This is a genomic window from Streptomyces sp. NPDC000983 (assembly GCF_040299205.1).
Taxonomy (GTDB): domain Bacteria; phylum Actinomycetota; class Actinomycetes; order Streptomycetales; family Streptomycetaceae; genus Streptomyces.
On record NZ_JBEPBM010000011.1, the window covers coordinates 37,641 to 57,104 of the forward strand.

Below are 19,464 nucleotides of genomic sequence, written 5' to 3' on the forward strand. Positions count from 1 at the left end.
GGCCCGGACGGCCTTCGGGTCCCACATCCCGGACGATCGCGTCTCAGCATGCGACACGCCGGTGACATGCGCGCCTGTCCCTCCCTACGATCGCAGCTATGAAGCGACAGGCGGATCTCACGAAGCGGCGGGCAGTAGACCTGTGCCGCGTCGCCGCCATGCTCTGTCGCCCCTTCTGAGCGAAGAGCACCGACGCCTCGCATCCCCCGCCCTGCCCAGGGCTTCCGTGCGCCGTCCGTACCCGGACCGCGCGCCCATCTCACTTGCACGCCCCGCCGCAACTGCCCCGGAGGAGAAAGCATGAGCCGCAGCGACGTCCTGGTCGACGCCGACTGGGTCCAGGAGCACCTGGACGACAGCAACATCGCGATCGTGGAGGTGGACGAGGACACGTCCGCCTACGAGAAGAACCACATCAAGAACGCGATCCGCATCGACTGGACCCAGGACCTGCAGGACCCGGTCCGCCGCGACTTCATCGACCAGGAGGGCTTCGAGAAGCTCCTGTCGGCGAAGGGCATCGCCAACGACACGCTGGTGATCCTCTACGGCGGCAACAACAACTGGTTCGCCTCCTACGCCTACTGGTACTTCAAGCTCTACGGCCACGACAGCGTCAAGCTCCTCGACGGCGGCCGCAAGAAGTGGGAGCTGGACGCCCGCGAGCTGGTCGACGGCACCGACGTGCCCGAGCGCCCGGCCACCGAGTACAAGGCCAAGGCCCAGGACACCTCGATCCGCGCCTTCCGCGACGACGTCGTGGCGGCCATCGGCGCCCAGAACCTCGTCGACGTGCGCTCGCCCGACGAGTTCTCCGGCAAGCTGCTCGCCCCGGCCCACCTGCCGCAGGAGCAGTCGCAGCGTCCGGGCCACGTGCCCAGCGCCCGCAACATCCCGTGGTCGAAGAACGCCAACGACGACGGCACGTTCAAGTCGGACGACGAGCTCAAGGCGCTCTACGCCGACGAGCAGGTGGACCTGGCCAAGGACACCATCGCCTACTGCCGCATCGGTGAGCGCTCCGCGCTGACCTGGTTCGTCCTGCACGAGCTGCTGGGCGTGGAGAACGTCAAGAACTACGACGGCTCCTGGACCGAGTACGGCTCCCTCGTCGGCGTGCCGATCGAGCTCGGCGCCAACAAGTAAGACCACCGACCTTTACCCCCCAAGGAGTTCGACATGTGCGGAGCGAAGGCCGGCGGCCCGGACGCCTCCACGATCAAGCCCGGTGAGACCACGATCCAGGGTCAGGTGACGAAGGACGGCGAGCCGATCGTCGGCTACGTCCGCCTGCTGGACTCCACCGGCGAGTTCACCGCGGAGGTCCCCACCTCCGCCACGGGCCAGTTCCGCTTCTACGCGGCCGAAGGCACCTGGACCCTGCGCGCGCTGGTTCCCGGCGGCACCGCCGACCGTACCGTCGTCGCCCAGCAGGGCGGCCTGGCGGAGGTCGCCATCGCCGTCTGAGGCACCCCTTGTACGGCCGAAGGGCCGCACCCCCGGGCTGGACGCCGGGGTGCGGCCCTTCGGCCTACTCTGGACACATGTACGCACGGCGGCGTCATCTGTACTTCGCCATGATGGGCACCTGCCTGACGCTGTTCGTCCTGGCCTGGGGTGTCGTACGGCTCTGGTCGGTCCCCGTCGCGGTGGGCATGTGCGTGGTGGCCATGGTCATCCCGCCGCTGGCCGCCGTGGTCGCCAACCGGCGCGGCCCCGACGACCGTTGGTGGGACGACCCCTCCGGCGACCCGAAGTCCGACGAGTGGTGGGACGAGCTGGACGGCAGGAAGCGGCCGCGTCAGTAGACGAGGGCCTGGGTGTCGTCGGCGAGCGACTCCTGCACGAACACCTGTGCGCCCGCGATCCGTACGCCCTCGATGACGTCCTTCTCGGTGATGTCCCGGCGGGCCGCGCACTGCGTGCACAGCGTGATCCGGCCGCCCGCCAGCACCGACTCGACCAGGTCGGGCAGCGGAGCGGCGTGCGGCAGCTCGAACTCGGCGGCCCGGCCCGGCAGCGCGAACCAGGCGGACTCCCCGGTCAGCCACAGGGACACCTCCACACCACTGGCCACGGCCACCGCCGCCACCGTGAACGCCTGCGAGCAGCGTTCGGGGGAGTCCGCCCCCGCCGTCACCTTGATCACGAGCTTCTTCGCCATGGCTGAATCGTAATCAAGTGCCTTGCAACCCTGAGCTTTGGCCAACGGTCTCCTGTGCGCGCGCATACGGAATGCGCGCTTCACGTTCCGTGGGGGGACGACTTGGAAGTACCCGAAGAGGCTGTGGCCCGTCCGCGCCGCCGCGGGCGTACGGCGCTGCTGATCACCGGCGCCGCCGTGCTCGGCCTGGTGGCCGGCACCTGCGCCGGCTACCTGGTCCAGGCCGACCGCGACCCGACCCGGCTGCCCTCGCTCTCCCAGCCGAAGATCGAGCAGACCCGGGGCGAGGCCCCCGAGCCGCTGTCCGCCTCCCGCGACCGCCAGGTCAGGACCGAGGGCGACCTGCGCGAACTCCTGCTGAAGAAGCCGGCCGGGGCCAAGAAGGCCGACTGGCTCGGCACCGACGGCTGGATGACCATGGCCGACTACGCCGGCTACTACGACGACCCGGGCCGGGCCTTCGAGGACCTGTCCTACGCGTTCCGCCGCGCCGCCGTCACCGTCTGGGAGCAGGACTCGTACACGGTGGAGATCCGGCTGGTCCAGTACCGGCAGGACGAGGTGGCCCATGCCGCGTCGGACTCCGTCGAGGACGCGCACTACTGGGCGGAGGCCACCGACTCGTATGAGGGCGACCGGAAGACCAGGAGCTGGACCGTGCCCGGGACCGAGGACGGGATGGCGTACGTCCACACCGTTCCGGAGCGGGAGCCGGGCTACCTGCCGGTGTACAACGCCGAGGCGCACGCCTGGCGCGGCGACATCGCCATGGAGATCTGGGTCTACGGCACCGAGCCGATCGACGGCAAGACGATCCGAGGGCTGGCCGAGCGGCAGATGGAGCGGCTGTGAGTGAAACAGAGAGCCCCGAGAGCCCCGAGAGCGCGGAGAGCGCGGAGAGCGCGGAGGGCCCGGTCGGGGTGGTCGCGGAGGCGCCCGTGAGGAAGAAGGTGCGGGTCGGCCGGATCCTGGCCGTCGCCGGGTCCCTGGTGCTGGTCGGCGCGCTGGTCGCCGGGGTCGGGTACACCGTCGTGACCGTGCGCGGCGCCGACCGGGACGCGGGGGCGCCCGTCTGGACGTTCCCGCGGGGCGAGAAGGGAGGCCGGACCGAGGCGGCGAAGCCCTCCGGGCTCTCCGCCGTGCTGGTCCCGTACGACAGCTTCTGGAGTCGGGGGCCCGACATCACGGAGTTCGGCTCCGACGAGTCGATCAGCGGCGCCGAGGCGACGGCCCTGCGCAAGGAGTCGTTGCGCGGACTGCCGCGCACGCAGCGCCGCGAGATGGAGAAGGAGATCGACAGGGCGCGGTACACCGGCATGGCGGTGCGCAGCTATGTGCAGACGGGGGGCAGCTCCGCCTCTGCCGTCAGCATCATCCTGGCCCGGATGGAGAACCGGACGTCCGTGCGCCGCAGCACGGCGTTCTACAACGACTTCCTCGACGCCACGGACGTGTTCGAGGCCGGCCCGAAGATCGAGGGGCACAAGGACACCAAGTGCTTCCTGCTGCCCTCGGACGTGAACGACGACGAGGACGAGGGCGACGGCCTGGAGCACCTCATCTGCTTCGGCTACCAGGGTGACGTCATGGTCACCGCCACCGCGGACGGCGTCGAGTCGATGGACACCGACGCGATCGCGTCGCTGCTCAAGACCCAACTCGACCGCATCGCCGAACCGGGAGCAGCGGTATGACCACGACCGACCACCCCACCCCCGCCGCCACCCCGGGCCCCGCGCCCGAGCCGGAGGCTGCGCCGGAGCCGCCCCTGACGGCCGCCCCGGTCCCCGCGACTGACCCGGAGCCCGCCCCGGTCCCCGCGGCCGACCCGGCACCCGCCCCGGAGCCCGCGGCCGAATCCGTGTCTGAGCCCGAGCCAGCCGCCGCGGCCGAGGCAACGCCCGCCGCGGCCTCAGCGGCGGCGCCCGCCTCAGCGGCGGCGCCCGCCTCAGCGGCGGCGCCCGCCTCAGCGGCGGCGCCCGCCTCAGCGGCGGCGCCCGCCCCGGAGGCGGCGCCCGCCCCGGAGGCGGCGCCCGCCCCGGAGGCGGCGCCCGCCCCGGAGGCGGCGCCTGACGCCGAGCCCGCGTCGGCGCCCGAGGTCGAGCCCGCGTCGGTGTCCGAGCCCGAGGCCGAGTCCGCGCCCGGGGTGGAGGTGGCGTCCGCCACCGAGCCCGGGCCGGACTCCGCGCCCGCGCCCGCGGTCGCCCCCGAAACGGTGGCCGCCCCCGCAGTCGAGTCCGCGTCGGCACCCGAGCCGGTGTGCGCTGTCGAACCCGGGGAAGCGCACTCGGTCGAGTCCGGGGCCGCGCCCGCGCCGGCCCCGGAGGGGGCACCGCCCGCGCCCATGGGCGACAGCCCCGTCGTCGCCCCCGTCGTCGCCCCCGCCGTCGACCCCGCCGCCGCAGCGGGCGAGGACGCCGCGGTCCCCGCGCGGCGCCCGCGGCGCGGGCTGCGGGCCGTGTTGCGGTGGACGGCCGCCGTCGCCGTCTTCGCCACCGTCGGGACACTGACGGCGTACGGCATCACCCGCATGGAGCGGACCGAGGTGCCGGGGCTGGAGACGCGGTCGGACGGGCGGTGGGACTACCCGACGCTCGCCTATCCGCCGATGCCCTCCGGCAGCCCCGCCCCCCTCGCCGAGGACAACCCGGCCGGCACCCACCACGCCGACCTGCGCGCCCTGGTACTGCCCGCGCCGAAGGGCGCCACCGAGGACAAGGCGCTGCGCGGCGCCGACGGCTGGCTGGCGACGAAGGACTTCCTCGCGCAGTTCCCCGAGAAGAGGCACCGCGCGGAGTTCGGGCAACTCCTGGTCGATTACGGGCTGCGGCACATCGCCGCCCGCGGCTGGACCACCGAGGACGGCACCGAGACCCGCGTCTACCTGCTGCGCTTCGCCACCTCCGCCGTCGTGGAGGAACTGACCCCCGGCGGTGTCGCCCCGGCCGGCGGCCCGGCCTTCTCGCTGCGCGGCGACAACCTCTCCGAGTTCGACGACGAGTACGCCGAGACGGTCAAGCCGTTGCCGGACATCGCGCGCTACGTGTACGCGGAACAGAAGCCCTACGGCGCCCAGCAGGTCCGGCACGCGTACGTCACCGCAGGTGACGTCCTCGCGCTGATCGTCCAGTCCCGCAAGGGGGAGGCCCTGGCCGTGCCGTTCCAGCAGACGGTCACCCTCCAGAGCCAGCTGCTGAGCTGACCTCGCCAAGAAGGCCGGGCCCCGGCCGCGTAAGCTGGGGCCCGGCCTTCGTGCACTCGCCCGTCCGCTCATCAAGGAGCAACCCGTGATCCTCTTCTTCGAGCTGTTGCTGGTCCTGGTCGCCATCGGCGTACTCGCCTTTGCCGGACTGACCGTGAAGAAGCTGTACCAGGGCCAGCGCTGACCCCCCTCGAGGAACTGCACTCATGATCGAGATCCCGTCGGACCTCCACAAGGACCTCCTCCCGCTCGCCTTCCTGCTCGGCAACTGGGCCGGCGCGGGCGTGCACGACTTCCCCGGTGCCGAGAAGTGCAACTTCGGCCAGGAGGTCTCCTTCACCCATGACGGCCGGGACTTCCTGGAGTACCAGTCCCACACCTGGGTGCTGGACAACGACGGGAACAAGGTCAGGCCGCTGGAGTCCGAGCACGGCTACTGGCGGATCGACGCCGACCGCAAGGTCGAGGTCACGATGACCCGCGACGACGGCGTCATCGAGATCTGGTACGGCGACCTCGCCGACAAGAAGCCGCAGATCGACATCGTCACCGACGCCGTGGCCCGCACCGCCGCCTCCGCGCCCTACACCGGTGGCAAGCGCCTGTACGGCTACGTCAAGAGCGACCTGATGTGGGTCGGCGAGAAGCAGACCCCCGAGGTCGAGCTGCGCCCCTACATGTCGGCGCACCTGAAGAAGGTCGTCACCCCCGAGGACGTCGAGCGCTGGGCCAAGGCCCTCCCGGACGACATGCCGGACGACGGGATCGCTTTCTTCAAGTAGTCCTAGACTCGTCCGTGTGGTGAGCACCGACTGGAAGAGCGATCTCAGGCAGCGCGGCTACCGGCTGACGCCGCAACGGCAACTCGTGCTCGAAGCCGTGGACACCCTCGAGCATGCGACCCCCGACGACATCCTCGTGGAAGTGAGGAAGACCGCGTCGGGGGTCAACATTTCGACGGTGTACCGGACCCTTGAGCTCCTGGAGGAGCTCGGGCTGGTCAGCCACGCGCATCTCGGGCACGGGGCGCCCACCTACCATCTCGCCGACCGGCACCATCATCTGCACCTGGTGTGCCGGGACTGCACGAACGTGATCGAGGCGGATGTCTCCGTGGCCGCCGACTTCACCGCCAAGCTGCGGGACACCTTCGGCTTCGAGACCGACATGAAGCACTTCGCGATCTTCGGGCGCTGCAAGGACTGCGCGCAGAAGAGCTCGCAGCAGAGCCCGCAGCAGAGCCCGCAGCAGAGCCCGCAGCAGAGCTCGCTGAAGAGTTCAACTACCGAGTCGTAGGCTTGCCCTCATGAAGAGCCCCCTGCTGACCCTGCCCGGCGCCGTCCCCGCCGAGGGCGTGGACGAAGGCGTCGCCGCCCACTACGGCGATCTGTTCCGCGAGCAGCGCACCCTCGCCGGCGGCGCCGGTTTCGTCGACCTCTCGCACCGCGGGGTGGTGGCCGTGACCGGCGAGGACCGGCTGAGCTGGCTGCATCTGCTGCTCACCCAGCACGTCAGCGACCTGCCCGTGGGCGAGGCGACGGAGGCGCTGATCCTCTCCGCGCACGGCCATGTCGAGCACGCGCTGTACCTGGTGGACGACGGCAGCACGGTCTGGGCGCACGTCGAGCCCGGCACCCAGGAGGCGCTGCTGGCGTACCTGGAGTCGATGAAGTTCTTCTACCGGGTCGAGACGGCCGACCGGACCGCCGACTTCGCCGTCGTGCACCTGCCCGCCGGTTCCATCGCCGAGGTCCCGGACGGCGTCGTCGTACGGGAGACGGCGTACGGCCGCGACCTCTTCCTGCCGCGCGCCGAGCTGGAGCCGTACGCGGAGAAGGCCGGGCCCGCCGCCGGACTGCTCGCCTACGAGGCGCTCCGCGTCGAGCAGTACCGGCCCCGCCTGGGCTTCGAGACCGACCACCGCACGATCCCGCACGAGCTGGGCTGGATCGGAAGCGCGGTCCATCTGCAGAAGGGCTGCTACCGCGGCCAGGAGACCGTGGCCCGGGTGCAGAACCTGGGCAAGCCGCCGCGCCGGCTGGTCTTCCTCCACCTCGACGGCAGCGAGGTCCGGCTGCCGCCCGCCGGTACGGAGATCCGGCTCGCGACCGAGGGGCCCGACGGCCGGAAGATCGGCTTCATCACCACCTCGGCCCGCCACCACGAGCTGGGCCCGGTCGCACTCGCGCTGGTCAAGCGGAACGTGCCGGTCGACGCGCCCCTGATGGCGGGGGACACGGCGGCGGCCCAGGAGGTCGTGGTGGAGCCGTAGGACCGCCGGGTCCTACATCTCCAGCAGGACGGTGAACGGGCCGTCGTTGGTCAGCCCGACGCGCATCTGCGCGCCGAAGCGGCCCGTCGCCACCGTCGCGCCCAGGGCGCGCAGCTGGGCCACCACCTCGTCGACCAGCGGCTCGGCGACATCGCCGGGGGCTGCGGCGTTCCAGGTGGGGCGGCGGCCCTTGCGGGCGTCGCCGTACAGGGTGAACTGGCTGATCACCAGGAGCGGGGCGTCGATGTCGCTGCACGACCTCTCGTCCTGGAGCATGCGCAGCGACCACAGTTTGCGGGCCAGCGCGGCCGCCTTCTCCTTGGTGTCGTCATGGGTGACGCCCACCAGGACGCACAGCCCCTCCCCGGCGATCTCGCCGACGGTCTCGCCCGACACGACGACGCTCGCGCCGTCCACCCTCTGCACCACTGCACGCATGGCGACCATCATGCCGTGTGTCCCGGAGCCGTTTGTCAGGGGATTCTTTTTGAACCTTAACCCCCCATCTGGGGCCGATCGGGGACACTCGGTCACATAGCGGCCACTTGGGGTGGCACGATGCTTCCACACGTTGGCCGAGGGGACGGTTGAGGCAGATGAGCACACCGAGTACCGGGCGGCAGCCCGGGGCCGTCTCGTTCACCCGCGCGGGAGACCGCGCCTGGCGCGGCCCGCTCAGGCCGCCCGCGCAGCGCACCGCGGCGGAGCAGCCGGTACGGCCGCCCGCCGATCCGGACGAGCCCGACCTGGCCCTGCTGAACCTGCCCGAGCTGCGCACGGTCCGCCGCGACGCGCAGCGCGACGAGGCGGATCTGAGCTACGTACGGCGCCTGTTGCAGGGGCGGATCGACATCCTGCGGGCGGAGCTGGCCCGCCGCTCGCCGCTGGGCGCCGCGTCCGTCGTCGAGCGGCTCGCGGAGATCCTGCGGGACGCCCCGGCCCGGCACCGCTCCTCGGCCCGCCACGTCACGCTGGGCACCCCGCACAGCGAGGAGTACCGGCGGCTGGCGGCGGAGATGCTGTCGGAGGTCGAGCTGTCGGACCTCGGCGCGCGCACGGACGGGGAGCTGAACGAGGCGATGGGCCGGCTCGTCCGCTACGAACAGCAGGTCTCCCTGCACCGGCAGCGGCTCCAGCGCACGGCCGACGACTGCAGCGCGGAGATCGCCCGCCGTTATCGCGAGGGCGAGGCGCAGGTGGACGACCTGCTGCTGTGACGCCGGCCGCCGGGGCGCGGCGGGTGGCCGTCGGGGCGGGGAAAACGCCGCGACACCCCCGCCGGACCGCGCCTACCGTGAAGGCATGACCCGCGCCGCTGACATCGACGTCCGCCCGATCACCGAGGCCGAGCTCACCGACTGGCACCGTGCCGTGAACACCGGGTTCCTGCGGGAACCCACCCTCACCGAGGAGCAACTGTCCGCGCGCCGGACCTGGTTCGTCCCCGGGCGGGTCCAGGGGGCCTTCGACGGGGACCGCTGTGTCGCCACCTTCCGCTCCTTCGACCAGCGGCTCACCGCGGTCGGCGGCGCCGCCCTGTCCGCCGACGCCATCACCAACGTGACCGTCTCGCCCACCCACCGCCGCCGCGGCCTGCTCGGCCGGATGATGGAGCGGGACCTGGCCGCCGCCCGGGAGCGCGGGGACGCCGTCGCCACCCTCATCGCCGCCGAGTACCCGATCTACGGCCGGTTCGGCTTCGGCCCCGCCACCACGATGGCCGAGTGGACGGTCGACGTGCCCCGCGCCGGCCTCGACCCCCGCTGGTCCGGCCCCGAGGACGGCGGCCGGATCGACCTCGTCGACGCCGCCGACGTCCGCAAGCTCGGCCCCGAACTGCACGAGCGGCTGCGCCGCGTCCAGCCCGGCGCGGTCTCCCGCGACGACCTGTGGTGGCGGGCGACCACCGGCCAGGTGCTGTTCTTCAGCACCTTCCTGGAGCCCCACTACGCGGTCTACCGCTCGCCGTCCGGCGAGGTGGAGGGCATGGTGGCGTACACCGCCGACGACCACTGGGGCGACGGCAAGCAGCCGCTGAACACGGCGAAGGTGAAGTGGCTGATCGGCGTCTCGCCGGCGGCCGAGCGCGCGCTGTGGCGCTACTTGTGCTCCATCGACTGGATCACCACCGTCAAGTCGGGCTGGCGGGCCCCCGACGACCTGCTGCCGCACGTCCTGCCCGACCCGCGCGCGGCCAGGATCACCAGCCAGGCGGACTGGCTGTGGGTGCGCATCCTGGACGTCGTGGCGGCCATGGGGGCGCGGACGTACGGGGGCGCCGGGTCGCTGGTGCTGGACGTCGTCGACGGCGGCGGGCGCTATCGCGTGGAGGCGGACGCGGACGGTTCGGGGGCCTGCGCGGCCACCACCGACGGCGTCGATCTCACCCTGAACCTCTCCGACCTGGCCACCCTCTGGCTCGGCGACGAGTCCGCCGTACGGCTCGCCGCGCTCGGCCGGGTCCGGGAAGAACGAGCGGGCGCCGCCCGTATGGCCGACGCCCTGCTGCGTACGTCCAGGCGGCCCTGGTGCCCGGATCTGTTCTGATCCCCCTTCGCCGACGGCAGGCCCTGTCCGTGGTGCTCATCCGTAGCGTGCTGTTCGGTTGTGGTTGTTGTGCGGCGGTGCCGGCGGAACGGGCTCCCGGCTCCCCTCCGGAAGGAAGCCCGATCTGCCGTGTCATGCACCTCGGATCGCCAACCCCCAGTAGTTGCAACCATGTTGCGGAAGTTGGCGACCAACTCCACTGTACTTATCACCGTGGAGACGCGTCTCATAACCACCTTCCGGTGAACTGCCCAAAGATGGCGGGAAGTTGTACTGTTTGGCCGTGGACCCGAAACACGCCTCCGCCAATGGGCGGACGAGGTCACCGCGGCCACAGACGTCACATCGAGACGTGGCCGACGAGCTGCGCGCCCGGATCAGGTCGGGCGAACTGCGGCCCGGCCAGCGCATGCCCACCCAGGCCCGGCTGTCCGACGAGTTCGGCGTGGAGCGGGGGGTGGTGCGGCAGGCGCTGCGGATCCTGCAGGGCGAGCACCTGCTCACCAATGTCTCCAAGGGCAGCCCGGCCACCGTCGCCGCGGACCCGGTCAGCGCCCTGACCGGCCCCGGAGCCCCGCCGCAGCCCACCATGGTGGCCCTCGGGCCGCGGATCGGGTCCGCCTTCGCCGCCGGGCACGTGGAGATCGACGCCCTGTGCCTGACCGCCGTGTCGCTCACCCTCGCCATCGGTGAGCCGCTGCGCCAGATCCACGCCGGACGGCTGAAACCGGCCAAGGTCGACGTCCGCGTCCTGCTGCCGAGCCGGGACATCCACCTCGCCTTCCCGGCCGCCGTGGACGACACCGGGACGGACCGGCTGCGCCTGCGCTGGCTCGCCCAGCGCAACGCCCAGGGCCGGGTGCTCCGGCACAACCTGCTGGCCCTGCGGGCGACCCACGGCATCGACGTCCACGTCACCTTCCGCGCCCTGCCCTTCACCCCGCCGGTGAAGCTGTACCTGCTCAACGGCGTGGAGGCACTGTTCGCCTACTACACGGTGACGCGCCGCGCGGAGGAGATCGACCACGAGTTCCTGGAGATGTACGACGCCCGGGGCATCCAGTCGATGCTGTTCGCCTTCGAGCAGGGTGCCGCGCTGCGCGACACGACCTTCGTGCAGCAGTCCCACCTGTGGTTCGACTCGCTGTGGGAGACGATCAGTTCGGAGCTGGTGCTCACGAGCTGATCATCCCCCGCGGCGGGCGATCCGGGTGCGGTCCGGTCATAGGGCGGGCCCCGAGACCAGCAGCGCGAGCACCACGGCGCCCGCGGAACTGACGGCCGGGCTCTTGGCCTTGATGCCTATGGTGAGCAGCAACAGCCCGACGAGGCCGGTCGTCCCGTATTGAACTTCGATAGCCTGTTCGATGCCGACGACGAGAACCGCGGCGAGGAGGGCGATGGCAGGCACGGTGTTCCCCCTTCTGGTGTTCCAATCTGAGGTAAAGCTTCCGCCAACTCGACCAAGTTGGTACCAACTCTGCTTATGTTGTCCCCACTTGGTTACTACTCATAAACAAGTCGCGAGCAACTCCACGTAGATGGAGTGGAGTTGTAGCGTTTGGTCGTGGCCCAGGAGAACGTGGCAGTGAACGGCAGCAGAAGGCTCTCCCCGCAGGAGATCGCCGACATCCTGCGGGAACGCATCCGCGCGGGAGAACTCAAGGCGGGCGACCGCCTGCCCACCCAGGCGGAACTCGCCGAGGAGTTCGCGGTGGAGCGCGGCACCGTCCGGCAGGCGCTGCGCGCGCTCCAGGAGGACGGCCTGCTCAGCAACGTCAGCAAGGGCAGCCCGCCGCGGGTCGCCGCCCCGGCCCCCGTGAGCGGGGAGCCCAAGCCGACCATGGTCGGACTCGCCCCCCGGCTGGTGGCGGCGTTCGCGGCCCGCGAGGTCCGGGTGGACGTCGTCTGCCACACCGCCGAGACCCTGCTGATGGCGCTCGGCGAACCGCTGCGCCACATCCACGAGGGCACGCTCGCCCCGGAGTCGATCGACGTACGCATCCTGCTGCCCTCCCGTGAGATCGCGCTGGCCTTCCCCCGCTCGGTCCAGGACCAGGGCGAGGAGGATCCCGTCCACAAGCGCTGGCTGGAGATGCGCAACGCCCAGGCGCAGGTCCTGCGCCACAACCTCCTGGCGGTCCGCTCCACCCACGGCATCGACGTCCACGTCACCATCCGCGCCCTGCCGTTCACCCCGCCGGTGAAGCTGTACCTGCTCAACGGCGAGGAGGCGCTGATCGGCTACTACGTCGTCACCGAGCGGGCCGAGGAGCACGAGGGCGCGACCCTGGAGATGTACGACGCGCTGGGCGCCGCGTCCCTGCTCTTCTCCTTCGACAGGCAGACCGAGGAACGGGACGGGGCATTCGTGACGGAATCCCAGAAGTGGTTCGACGCCCTCTGGGAAACCATCTCGACGGAGTCGACACTCTCCTAGTGACCTCTGAGACGCAGGCTGAAGCGGTGACGAAGCGGACCGAGGGCGCCCCCGAGGGGCTGGGCGACCTGATCGGGCGCGCCCGGGTGGTCCTGTGGGACTTCGACGGCCCGGTCTGCCGGCTGTTCGCCCGGCACCGGGCCGAACGGGTCGCCACCGACCTGGTGGACTGGCTGGCGGCACGCGGTCTGCGCGGTCTGCTCACCGAGGGCGAACGCGAGTCCCCCGACCCCCATCTCGTCCTGCGCGCGGTGGACCGCAGGCACCCGGGCAGCGATCTGGTCGAGGAACTGGAGGAGTACCTGACCAAGGAGGAGCTGAAGGCCACCTCCTCCGCGATGCCCACGCCGTACGCGGACCCGCTGATCCGCACCTGGACCGCGATGGGCTCACGGCTGGCCATCGCCACCAACAACTCCCCCCGGGTGGTGCGCACCTACCTCGCCGGCCGCGGGCTGACCTCCTGCTTCAGCCCGCACATCTACGGCCGCACCCAGCAGCTCAACCACCTCAAGCCACACCCCCACTGCCTCAACCGCGCCCTGAACGCGATGGGCGCGGCCCCCGGGGACGCCCTGATGATCGGCGACACCCCCTCCGACTACCTCGCCGCCCGCGCCGCCAGCGTCCCCTTCCTCGGCTACGCCCGCAACGAACGCAAGGCAAGCCTCCTGCGCGAGGCCGGAGCGACCATGCTGATCGACTCCTTGCACCCGGTCCTGACGAACCTCAGAAACTCCGGCTGACAGTCCTATTGGAGGGCAAGCGGTACGGTCCTTCTGTGAACAAGGAGTTCGAGAGGGTTGCCGGGGCGCTCAGAAACCGGATAACGGACGGAACCTATTCACTGGGGGCTTCACTCCCGTCCCAACGAGACCTCGCATCCGAGTTCGGCGTCTCCCGCGACACGGTGCAGCGGGCGCTGCGCAACCTGGTCGGCGAAGGCTGGATCCAGTCACGGCAGGGCAGCGGATCCCGAGTGATCAAGAATCAGCGCATCCAGTCCACCGCCCCCAAGGCGACCCGGTACTACGGTGGTGCCACGCTGGGCCCGCTCATCAGTGAGGCGTTCGAACGCTCCGAAGTCACCCTGGACGTCTACACATTGACCTCGGAATCACTGGACGCGCATATCCGCCTCCAAGTGGAGCGCATCCGGGGCGGCTTCATCCAACCCCGGCACATCACCTTGCGCATGCTGCTCCCCGGCGAGGGGGAGCAGCTTCCCTATCCCCGGGCTCGCGACGACGCGAGTGATCCGCGTCCGGGGCAACGCCTGCGGGCCGTCACCAGGCGTCACACGGACTCCTTGCGGAGCCAGCTGAAGGCCCTCCGGACCGAGATGCTCGTCCCTTCGGTCGACTTCGAGGTCCGGCACACCTCGCTCGTCCCGGCCTTCAAGCTCTACCTCCTGAACGGGACCGAGGCACTGCACGGAATGTACGAGGTCATCCCGCGCCCCATGGAACTGGACAGCGGCGAAGTGATCGACTCGCTCGACGTGCTGGGCCTCGGCGCGACCCTGACCCACCACGTCAAGAACGAGGACCGCAACTCCGCGGGATCGGTTTTCGTCGACAGTATGCAGGCGTGGTTCAACTCGGTTTGGGACCGGCTTTCGGAGTAGGACAAGTACCGGGATTCCTGTTCGCCGTGCGCTAGCATTCGCCGAACCGCCTGAGCAACCGCTCCGTTGCGTGCGTATGGAGGCAGAGCGGCCCACCACCCTTTGCGGCTGCTCAAGTCCCGATCCGGGCGTGCCTGATACAACCTGCGATCTGCGTTCCTTCCTTCTGGTTTTTGCGAGCGACACACCGGAGCAACCGTGGGTGCACCACCCATTCCTCATCCCTGTCCAGGGAAGAGTGCCCTTTCGCAGATGCTCTGGCCTTTCTTGCAGCAGGCCACAGAGCAGGGCAAATCAGACCGCGGACATCACAACCAGAACTACGTCCTGCCCGCAACGGAAGCCGTCGCTGGCCGCCTGGGCGTCCCGGCCGGGACATCGGTGACAGTACGGATACGTCGCCCCTACGCACTTCCCGTGGTCATCAGGACCTGGGAGGACGAAGGGGCGGTCCTTGACGCGGTGAACGGAGTGCTGCCCTCACCGAAGCGCCTGCTCAAGACGGCCGACTTCGCAATCCACAGCTATGTGGAGGGAGTCCCCCTCTCCAGTGTCTGCGCCAACGGCAAGCCGGTGGACACCCTGCTGGTGAAGGCGCTCGCCAACCTGCTGGCCCGGATGACCGGGGTCCGGAAGGCTGCGCTGCCGCCGCTGCCGTCCCAGTGGCCACAGGACGACCGGGACAGCCAGGGATTCCTGCGGACGCTCGCACGCCTGGCTGACCAACAGATCCGCAGGTCCAACTGGTCCCAGTTCGGCGGCCTGTTCGCTGCACTCGGCATTCCCGAGGACGCCATGATCCGGTTGGCCGCACGGGTGCCCACGATGGCGCGACGGCCGTACAGTCTGCTCCACGCCGACCTGCACCGCGACAACCTGATCATGTCCTACGCGGGCGACCCACCGCTCATCTGCGTGGACTGGGAACTGGCGACCTACGGCGATCCCCTCCATGACCTGGCGATCCACCTGGTTCGTATGCAGTACCCGAAGGACCAGTGGGATGAGGTCATCGAAGCCTGGGCGGTGGAGATGGAAAGAATCCGTCCCGCGGCGGTCAACGGTCTGGGCAAGGACCTGCGCCACTACGTTGCCTTCGAGCGGGCGCAGTCGGTCTTCCCCGACGTGATGAGATCCGCCAAGGCCCTTGAACGCGCGACCGGTCAGAAGGATCTGGATGCCGCGACTGCCGAGGTACTCCGGGCACTTGAGACAGCTGCCGAGCCACTCGGGCTCAGGAATGTGCCTGGTGAGGCCGAGGTTGAGCGGATCCTCTTCCGCTGGCGGGAAGCGCGCACCGGCGGACGGGGATTGCGGGCGCAGATCGGGTGGGATGCGGACGGGCGCGTACCGGAACATCGCGACTTCCCGCGTGACACCGTGCTTCACGCCTTGTACGCGGAGGGCGCGGCACCGGCCAGCAGGGTGTTCAAGGGCACGGGCAATCTGAATACGGTGGTTGAGGTGCCGGAAATCGACTTTCCGGTCGTAGTGCGCCGCAAAGTGCCGAACGTGTCCCGACGGGAACGCGGATTTCTCAGTGAGCACGCCGTACTGCGGGCGATCGAGCAGTCCGGGGTCGCCGTCGCCGCACCCAAGTCTCTTGCTCTTGGCGTTGGCTACCAGGGTGAGACGTTTGCCATCCACACGTACGAAGGGCCGCGTGACGGAAGCCGGCCGCCCGACCATCCGGTGCACGGCCTGCTGCCGCACGAGGCCGACCGCCTTGTGGACCAGCTCTGCGAGCTGACGCGGGTCAATTACCGAGAGGTCGATCCTGCGGCCGGTGAGGGCCGCTTCTATGCCTGGCTGAGCGAGCAACTTGTCACACTCGTGGCAGACCTGCCCAAGGAGTCGCAGCAACTGGCCCGATCGCTGGGTCTTCCCGAGGCTTCGCGGTTGCACCAGATGCTGGCCCGGCACACGGTGAGGGAGCGTGCCCCCGCCCTGCTGCACGGCGACCTGAACCCCTGGAACCTGGTGCGGCGATCCGATGAACGGGCGCTCACCCTCATCGACTGGGAGATGGCTGTCGTAGGCGATCCGCTCTACGACCTGGTTCGGCATATGCACCTCACGCCGACGAAGCCCGAGATCCGTAGCCGGATGTTCCGGCGGTGGGAGGAGAAGCTCGGGGAGGAGTTCACGGTTGGCTGGACCCATGACCGGCCGGTCTACCGATTGATCGAGATCGTGCGCTCGGCCTACGTGGACCTCGACCGGCTCGTCACAGGAGCGAGCCTCGACGCCCCGAACGTCCGCCGCGCCGTCGATTCGTACGCGATGACCTTGGCGGCCGCGATCGGCGCCCTGGGTCTGCCCGCGCGTCCGACGGCGAATCCCTATCTTGCCCGGGCCCTGGCCTGAGAGGACCATGGCGGGACCGAACGCAGCCATGGCCAGGGGTGTATGACGCGCCGTCGTGCTCCGTGGCGGAAGCCGAAGGGGGCGCCCATGTCGGGTCGGGGGAGTGGAACGGGCGAGGGTAGTGCGCGCCGGCGGTTACGGCGGTTCCAGGAGCGCTTCGAGTCCGTGGTCACCCGGGTTCTGCTGCTGGGGATCTTCGCGACGGGGCTGACCGCCCAGTTCATCCAGCCGGTCGGCGATGCCCTGGAGGGCAAGGCCTACCTGGGCGGCGCGTTGCTCAGCCTTGTCGGGTACGTGCTCTACGACCAGGTGAAGGAGCTGTCCGCGTCGGTTCGAGCCCCGTCCCGGGTGATGGTGAACTCCTCCGAACTCGGCACGTTCGTCAAGGACGCCTTCCACGCGCGGAACGTGGAGATCAGCTTCCTCGGCTACACCGGCGAGACCCTCTACAACGCTCTCTACCACCGCCTGGACGACCTTCTCGACCAGGCGGGACCGACCCGGCGGGTCGTCATCCGGATGCTGGTTCCGGATTTCGGCGAGCGGATGATCGTTCCCTCGAAGGTGGGCGACGGCGACGTGCCGGAGGACGACGAGGAGTTCCGCAAGCGCATGGAGCGGCGGTGCCGGGAGTACGACAACATCCTGTCGGAGCTGGCCGAACGGCTCACCCGCGCGGGGAGGATCACCGTGCACAGCGAGTACCGCCTCTACCCGGGCATTCCCAGGGACAAGATATGCATCTTCAACCGGGAACTGGTCCTCCACGGCCTCTACGACCTGTCCGCCCGGATGCGCCTGCACCACCTGGGCGACGAGTACTACGACCCCAAGGGCTTTCGCACGGATCTGAACGTCTGGTCCCGGGAAGGAACGGCTGCCGCGGAGGCGGCCGTCTCCGTCTGGAACAAGCACTTCGACGATCTCTGGTCGCTGGCGAAGCAGCCGGCGTGGCGGTCGAGCACGGTTTCCTGAAGCTCCCGCCGCCGTTCTGCGGGATGCTGGTCGGGATGATCCTCTTCCTCGATGTCGACGGGACGTTGTTGCCCTTCGGCGGCCCGGGACCCTACCCCGAGTTCGAGGCGCCGCTGCCGGCGGCCCTCGCCGGGAACCCACTGCTCGCCCGGGTCGACCCCGCCCTCGGGCCGCGGCTGGCCGGGCTGGGCTGTGAGCTGGTGTGGGCCACGACCTGGCTGGACGACGCCAACACCTGCCTGGCGCCCCGGCTCGGACTGCCCGCGCTGCCGACGGTGGACTGGCCGGAGGACCGGGAGCCGCCCGACGGGCTGCACTGGAAGACGCTCCCGCTGACGGACTGGGCGGCCGGGGAGCCCTTCGTCTGGGTCGACGACGAGATCCGCGCCGCCGACCGGGACTGGGTGGCCGCCCGGTACCCGGGCCCCGCCCTGCTCCACCGCGTCGACCACCGCGCCGGCCTGACCGGCGCGGACTTCGACGCGCTGGAGCGGTGGATCACCACCTACGGGATCAGCGGGCCTGCCGAGGCGACAGGTCCGTGACGTGCACGAGGCCGTCCGATTCGTGGATCAATGAGCCTGCCGGGCCAGCAGGTCCGTGACGCGGACGAACCCGTCCGAGCCGTGGCCCTCGGCGACGACCCGGCGTGCCTGGCCCTCGACGACGCGCATCAGGCTCGCGTCGATGCCGTGCGACTCCGAGGCGTGCACGATGTGCGACATCGTGGACACCGCCGAGGTGATCGGGTTCAGCTCCCCGGAGTACGTGCCGTCGTCGACGTCCCCGGCGAACTCCGCGAACAGCGGCGGCAGGATCGCGCCGATGCCCTGCGCGAAGGGCGCCAGCTCCCGCGCGGTGACCCCTTCGGCGCGGGCCACCGCGAGGGCGTGCGCGTAGCCGGCCATCGCCGTCCAGAAGATGTCGAGCAGGGCGATGTCGTAGGCGGCGGCCCGGCCGATGTCCTCGCCCAGGTGGGTGTGGGTGCCGCCGAGCGCGGCGAGCAGCGGGTGGTGACGCTCGTACAGGTCCTTCGGGCCGCTGAGGATGAAGACCGCGTCGGGGGTGCCGATCGACGGCGTCGGGGTCATGATCGCGCCGTCCAGGTACGCGATCGCGTGCTCGTCCGCCCAGGCCGCCGTGGACCGGGCGCGGTTCGGGGTGTCGGCGGTGAGGTTGACGAGCGTGCGGCCTTTGAGGGCGTCGGTGACGTCGTCCCGGCGCAGGACCGCGTCGGAGGCGTCGTAGTTCACCACGCAGACCACGGTCAGCGGGCTCGCGGCGACCGCCTCCGCCGCCGAGCCGGCGGCCGTGGCGCCGCGGGCGACCAGGTCGGCCTCGCGGCCGGGCGTGCGGTTCCAGACCGTGGTCCGCACCCCGGCGTCCAGGAAGGCCCCGGCCAGCGCGCGGCCCATCGGACCCAGACCGAGGACGGTGACGGCAGACTGGTCGTCGTACGTGGACATGCTTCCTCAACTCCCATACCTACGCAGTTGCTCATGAACATTCGTGAGAAAAGGGGCGATGATGACGCGCAGCCGTGCCAAGGATTCGAACGTCTGCGGAGTGACCGCCGCCATTGCGGTGATCGACGGAAAGTGGAAGACGAGCGTCCTGTGGCTGCTGGAGTCGGGCCCGCTCCGGCCCGGTGAGCTGCGGCGCGCGCTGCCCGGACTCAGCGAGAAGGTGCTGACCCAGGCGCTGCGCGAGATGGTGGAGGACGGCCTGGTGCACCGCGAGGTGCATGACGTGCTCCCGTTGAAGACGGTCTACTCGCTGACCGCCTTCGGCCGTGAACTCTCCGAGCTCCTCGGTCCCCTCTCCGACTGGGGTCACCGCCGGCTGGAGCGGCTGGCGGCTTCCTGATCAG

Annotated in this window: 24 protein-coding genes; 20 read left to right on the top strand and 4 right to left on the bottom strand. The window is 70.3% G+C overall.

Translation table 11 applies throughout. The features are described 5' to 3' along the window. The first annotated feature begins 98 nt into the window (after positions 1–98). The 4 genes from ABT296_RS14930 (at position 99) to ABT296_RS14945 (ending at position 1,808) form a co-directional block, all read left to right on the top strand. Positions 99–179 carry an Ms5788A family Cys-rich leader peptide gene (locus tag ABT296_RS14930; protein ID WP_350751515.1) on the top strand — a complete coding sequence of 27 codons (81 nt, stop codon included), beginning with the start codon at positions 99–101 and terminating at the stop codon, positions 177–179. Between the two features lie 121 nt (positions 180–300). After that, positions 301–1,146 (top strand): sulfurtransferase, encoded by an 846-nt coding sequence (locus tag ABT296_RS14935; protein WP_351927124.1) that lies wholly within the window; start codon positions 301–303, stop codon positions 1,144–1,146. A 33-nt stretch (positions 1,147–1,179) separates the two neighbouring features. Beyond that, positions 1,180–1,467: a DUF1416 domain-containing protein gene (locus tag ABT296_RS14940; RefSeq protein ID WP_351927126.1), complete on the top strand. Its 288-nt coding sequence runs from the start codon at positions 1,180–1,182 to the stop codon at positions 1,465–1,467. Positions 1,468–1,544: 77 nt separating this feature from the next. Further along, complete coding sequence (locus ABT296_RS14945) at positions 1,545–1,808, top strand: DUF3099 domain-containing protein (RefSeq protein WP_351927128.1); 264 nt, start codon at positions 1,545–1,547, stop codon at positions 1,806–1,808. Here the strand turns inward: ABT296_RS14945 and ABT296_RS14950 are convergent. Continuing rightward, positions 1,802–2,164 (bottom strand): DsrE family protein, encoded by a 363-nt coding sequence (locus tag ABT296_RS14950; RefSeq protein ID WP_351927130.1) that lies wholly within the window; start codon positions 2,162–2,164, stop codon positions 1,802–1,804. The two genes, ABT296_RS14945 and ABT296_RS14950, sit on opposite strands and share 7 nt — an antisense overlap. A gap of 102 nt (positions 2,165–2,266) precedes the next feature. Here ABT296_RS14950 and ABT296_RS14955 point away from each other — a divergent pair, with 102 nt between their 5' ends. From ABT296_RS14955 to ygfZ, 6 genes are all read left to right on the top strand, one after another. Then, the gene (locus ABT296_RS14955) at positions 2,267–3,016 is read left to right on the top strand and encodes a hypothetical protein (protein ID WP_351927132.1); all 750 of its coding nucleotides are present in this window, start codon (positions 2,267–2,269) and stop codon (positions 3,014–3,016) included. After that, positions 3,013–3,858, top strand: a complete 846-nt coding sequence (locus ABT296_RS14960) for a hypothetical protein (protein WP_351927134.1) — start codon at positions 3,013–3,015, stop codon at positions 3,856–3,858. Before ABT296_RS14955 ends, ABT296_RS14960 begins: the two co-directional genes overlap by 4 nt. Before the next feature lie 650 nt (positions 3,859–4,508). After that, positions 4,509–5,366, top strand: coding sequence for a hypothetical protein (locus ABT296_RS14965; protein ID WP_351927482.1), 858 nt, complete (start codon positions 4,509–4,511; stop codon positions 5,364–5,366). Between the two features lie 206 nt (positions 5,367–5,572). Continuing rightward, a complete protein-coding gene (locus ABT296_RS14970; protein WP_351927136.1) occupies positions 5,573–6,148 on the top strand; it encodes a heme-binding beta-barrel domain-containing protein in 576 nt (191 codons plus the stop codon). A gap of 16 nt (positions 6,149–6,164) precedes the next feature. Further along, entirely contained in the window at positions 6,165–6,662 is a 498-nt protein-coding gene (locus ABT296_RS14975) for a Fur family transcriptional regulator (protein WP_351927138.1), read from the top strand. Between the two features lie 10 nt (positions 6,663–6,672). After that, positions 6,673–7,638 (top strand): CAF17-like 4Fe-4S cluster assembly/insertion protein YgfZ, encoded by a 966-nt coding sequence (gene ygfZ / locus ABT296_RS14980; RefSeq protein ID WP_351927140.1) that lies wholly within the window; start codon positions 6,673–6,675, stop codon positions 7,636–7,638. A gap of 12 nt (positions 7,639–7,650) precedes the next feature. Here the strand turns inward: ygfZ and dtd are convergent, their stop codons facing one another. Then, positions 7,651–8,076: a D-aminoacyl-tRNA deacylase gene (dtd, locus tag ABT296_RS14985; protein WP_351927142.1), complete on the bottom strand. Its 426-nt coding sequence runs from the start codon at positions 8,074–8,076 to the stop codon at positions 7,651–7,653. A 158-nt stretch (positions 8,077–8,234) separates the two neighbouring features. Here dtd and ABT296_RS14990 point away from each other — a divergent pair, with 158 nt between their 5' ends. The 3 genes from ABT296_RS14990 to ABT296_RS15000 all read left to right on the top strand — a co-directional run bounded on the left by ABT296_RS14990 (position 8,235) and on the right by ABT296_RS15000 (position 11,371). Then, positions 8,235–8,855 carry an RsiG family protein gene (locus ABT296_RS14990; RefSeq protein ID WP_351927144.1) on the top strand — a complete coding sequence of 207 codons (621 nt, stop codon included), beginning with the start codon at positions 8,235–8,237 and terminating at the stop codon, positions 8,853–8,855. A gap of 85 nt (positions 8,856–8,940) precedes the next feature. Then, on the top strand, positions 8,941–10,185 hold the full coding sequence (locus ABT296_RS14995) for a GNAT family N-acetyltransferase (RefSeq protein ID WP_351927146.1): 1,245 nt from the start codon (positions 8,941–8,943) through the stop codon (positions 10,183–10,185). Positions 10,186–10,462: 277 nt separating this feature from the next. Beyond that, entirely contained in the window at positions 10,463–11,371 is a 909-nt protein-coding gene (locus ABT296_RS15000; RefSeq protein WP_351927148.1) for a winged helix-turn-helix domain-containing protein, read from the top strand. Positions 11,372–11,407: 36 nt separating this feature from the next. On the opposite strand, the gene ABT296_RS15005 is transcribed toward ABT296_RS15000, so the two are convergent. Then, complete coding sequence (locus ABT296_RS15005; RefSeq protein WP_351927150.1) at positions 11,408–11,596, bottom strand: hypothetical protein; 189 nt, start codon at positions 11,594–11,596, stop codon at positions 11,408–11,410. 150 nt (positions 11,597–11,746) lie between these two features. Here ABT296_RS15005 and ABT296_RS15010 point away from each other — a divergent pair, with 150 nt between their 5' ends. From ABT296_RS15010 to ABT296_RS15035, 6 genes are all read left to right on the top strand, one after another. Beyond that, positions 11,747–12,625, top strand: a complete 879-nt coding sequence (locus ABT296_RS15010; RefSeq protein ID WP_351927152.1) for a GntR family transcriptional regulator — start codon at positions 11,747–11,749, stop codon at positions 12,623–12,625. Between the two features lie 26 nt (positions 12,626–12,651). Further along, on the top strand, positions 12,652–13,371 hold the full coding sequence (locus ABT296_RS15015) for an HAD family hydrolase (protein WP_502977248.1): 720 nt from the start codon (positions 12,652–12,654) through the stop codon (positions 13,369–13,371). A 35-nt stretch (positions 13,372–13,406) separates the two neighbouring features. Further along, on the top strand, positions 13,407–14,252 hold the full coding sequence (locus ABT296_RS15020) for a GntR family transcriptional regulator (protein WP_351927157.1): 846 nt from the start codon (positions 13,407–13,409) through the stop codon (positions 14,250–14,252). A 252-nt stretch (positions 14,253–14,504) separates the two neighbouring features. Then, a complete protein-coding gene (locus tag ABT296_RS15025) occupies positions 14,505–16,619 on the top strand; it encodes an aminoglycoside phosphotransferase family protein (protein ID WP_351927159.1) in 2,115 nt (704 codons plus the stop codon). A gap of 165 nt (positions 16,620–16,784) precedes the next feature. Then, positions 16,785–17,594 carry a hypothetical protein gene (locus ABT296_RS15030; protein ID WP_351927161.1) on the top strand — a complete coding sequence of 270 codons (810 nt, stop codon included), beginning with the start codon at positions 16,785–16,787 and terminating at the stop codon, positions 17,592–17,594. Between the two features lie 35 nt (positions 17,595–17,629). Continuing rightward, complete coding sequence (locus ABT296_RS15035; protein WP_351927484.1) at positions 17,630–18,139, top strand: HAD domain-containing protein; 510 nt, start codon at positions 17,630–17,632, stop codon at positions 18,137–18,139. 27 nt (positions 18,140–18,166) lie between these two features. Here the strand turns inward: ABT296_RS15035 and ABT296_RS15040 are convergent, their stop codons facing one another. Continuing rightward, complete coding sequence (locus ABT296_RS15040) at positions 18,167–19,060, bottom strand: NAD(P)-dependent oxidoreductase (protein ID WP_351927163.1); 894 nt, start codon at positions 19,058–19,060, stop codon at positions 18,167–18,169. A 61-nt stretch (positions 19,061–19,121) separates the two neighbouring features. On the opposite strand from ABT296_RS15040, the gene ABT296_RS15045 reads away from it, so the two are divergent. Beyond that, the gene (locus ABT296_RS15045; RefSeq protein ID WP_351927165.1) at positions 19,122–19,460 is read left to right on the top strand and encodes a winged helix-turn-helix transcriptional regulator; all 339 of its coding nucleotides are present in this window, start codon (positions 19,122–19,124) and stop codon (positions 19,458–19,460) included. Positions 19,461–19,464 lie beyond the last annotated feature (4 nt).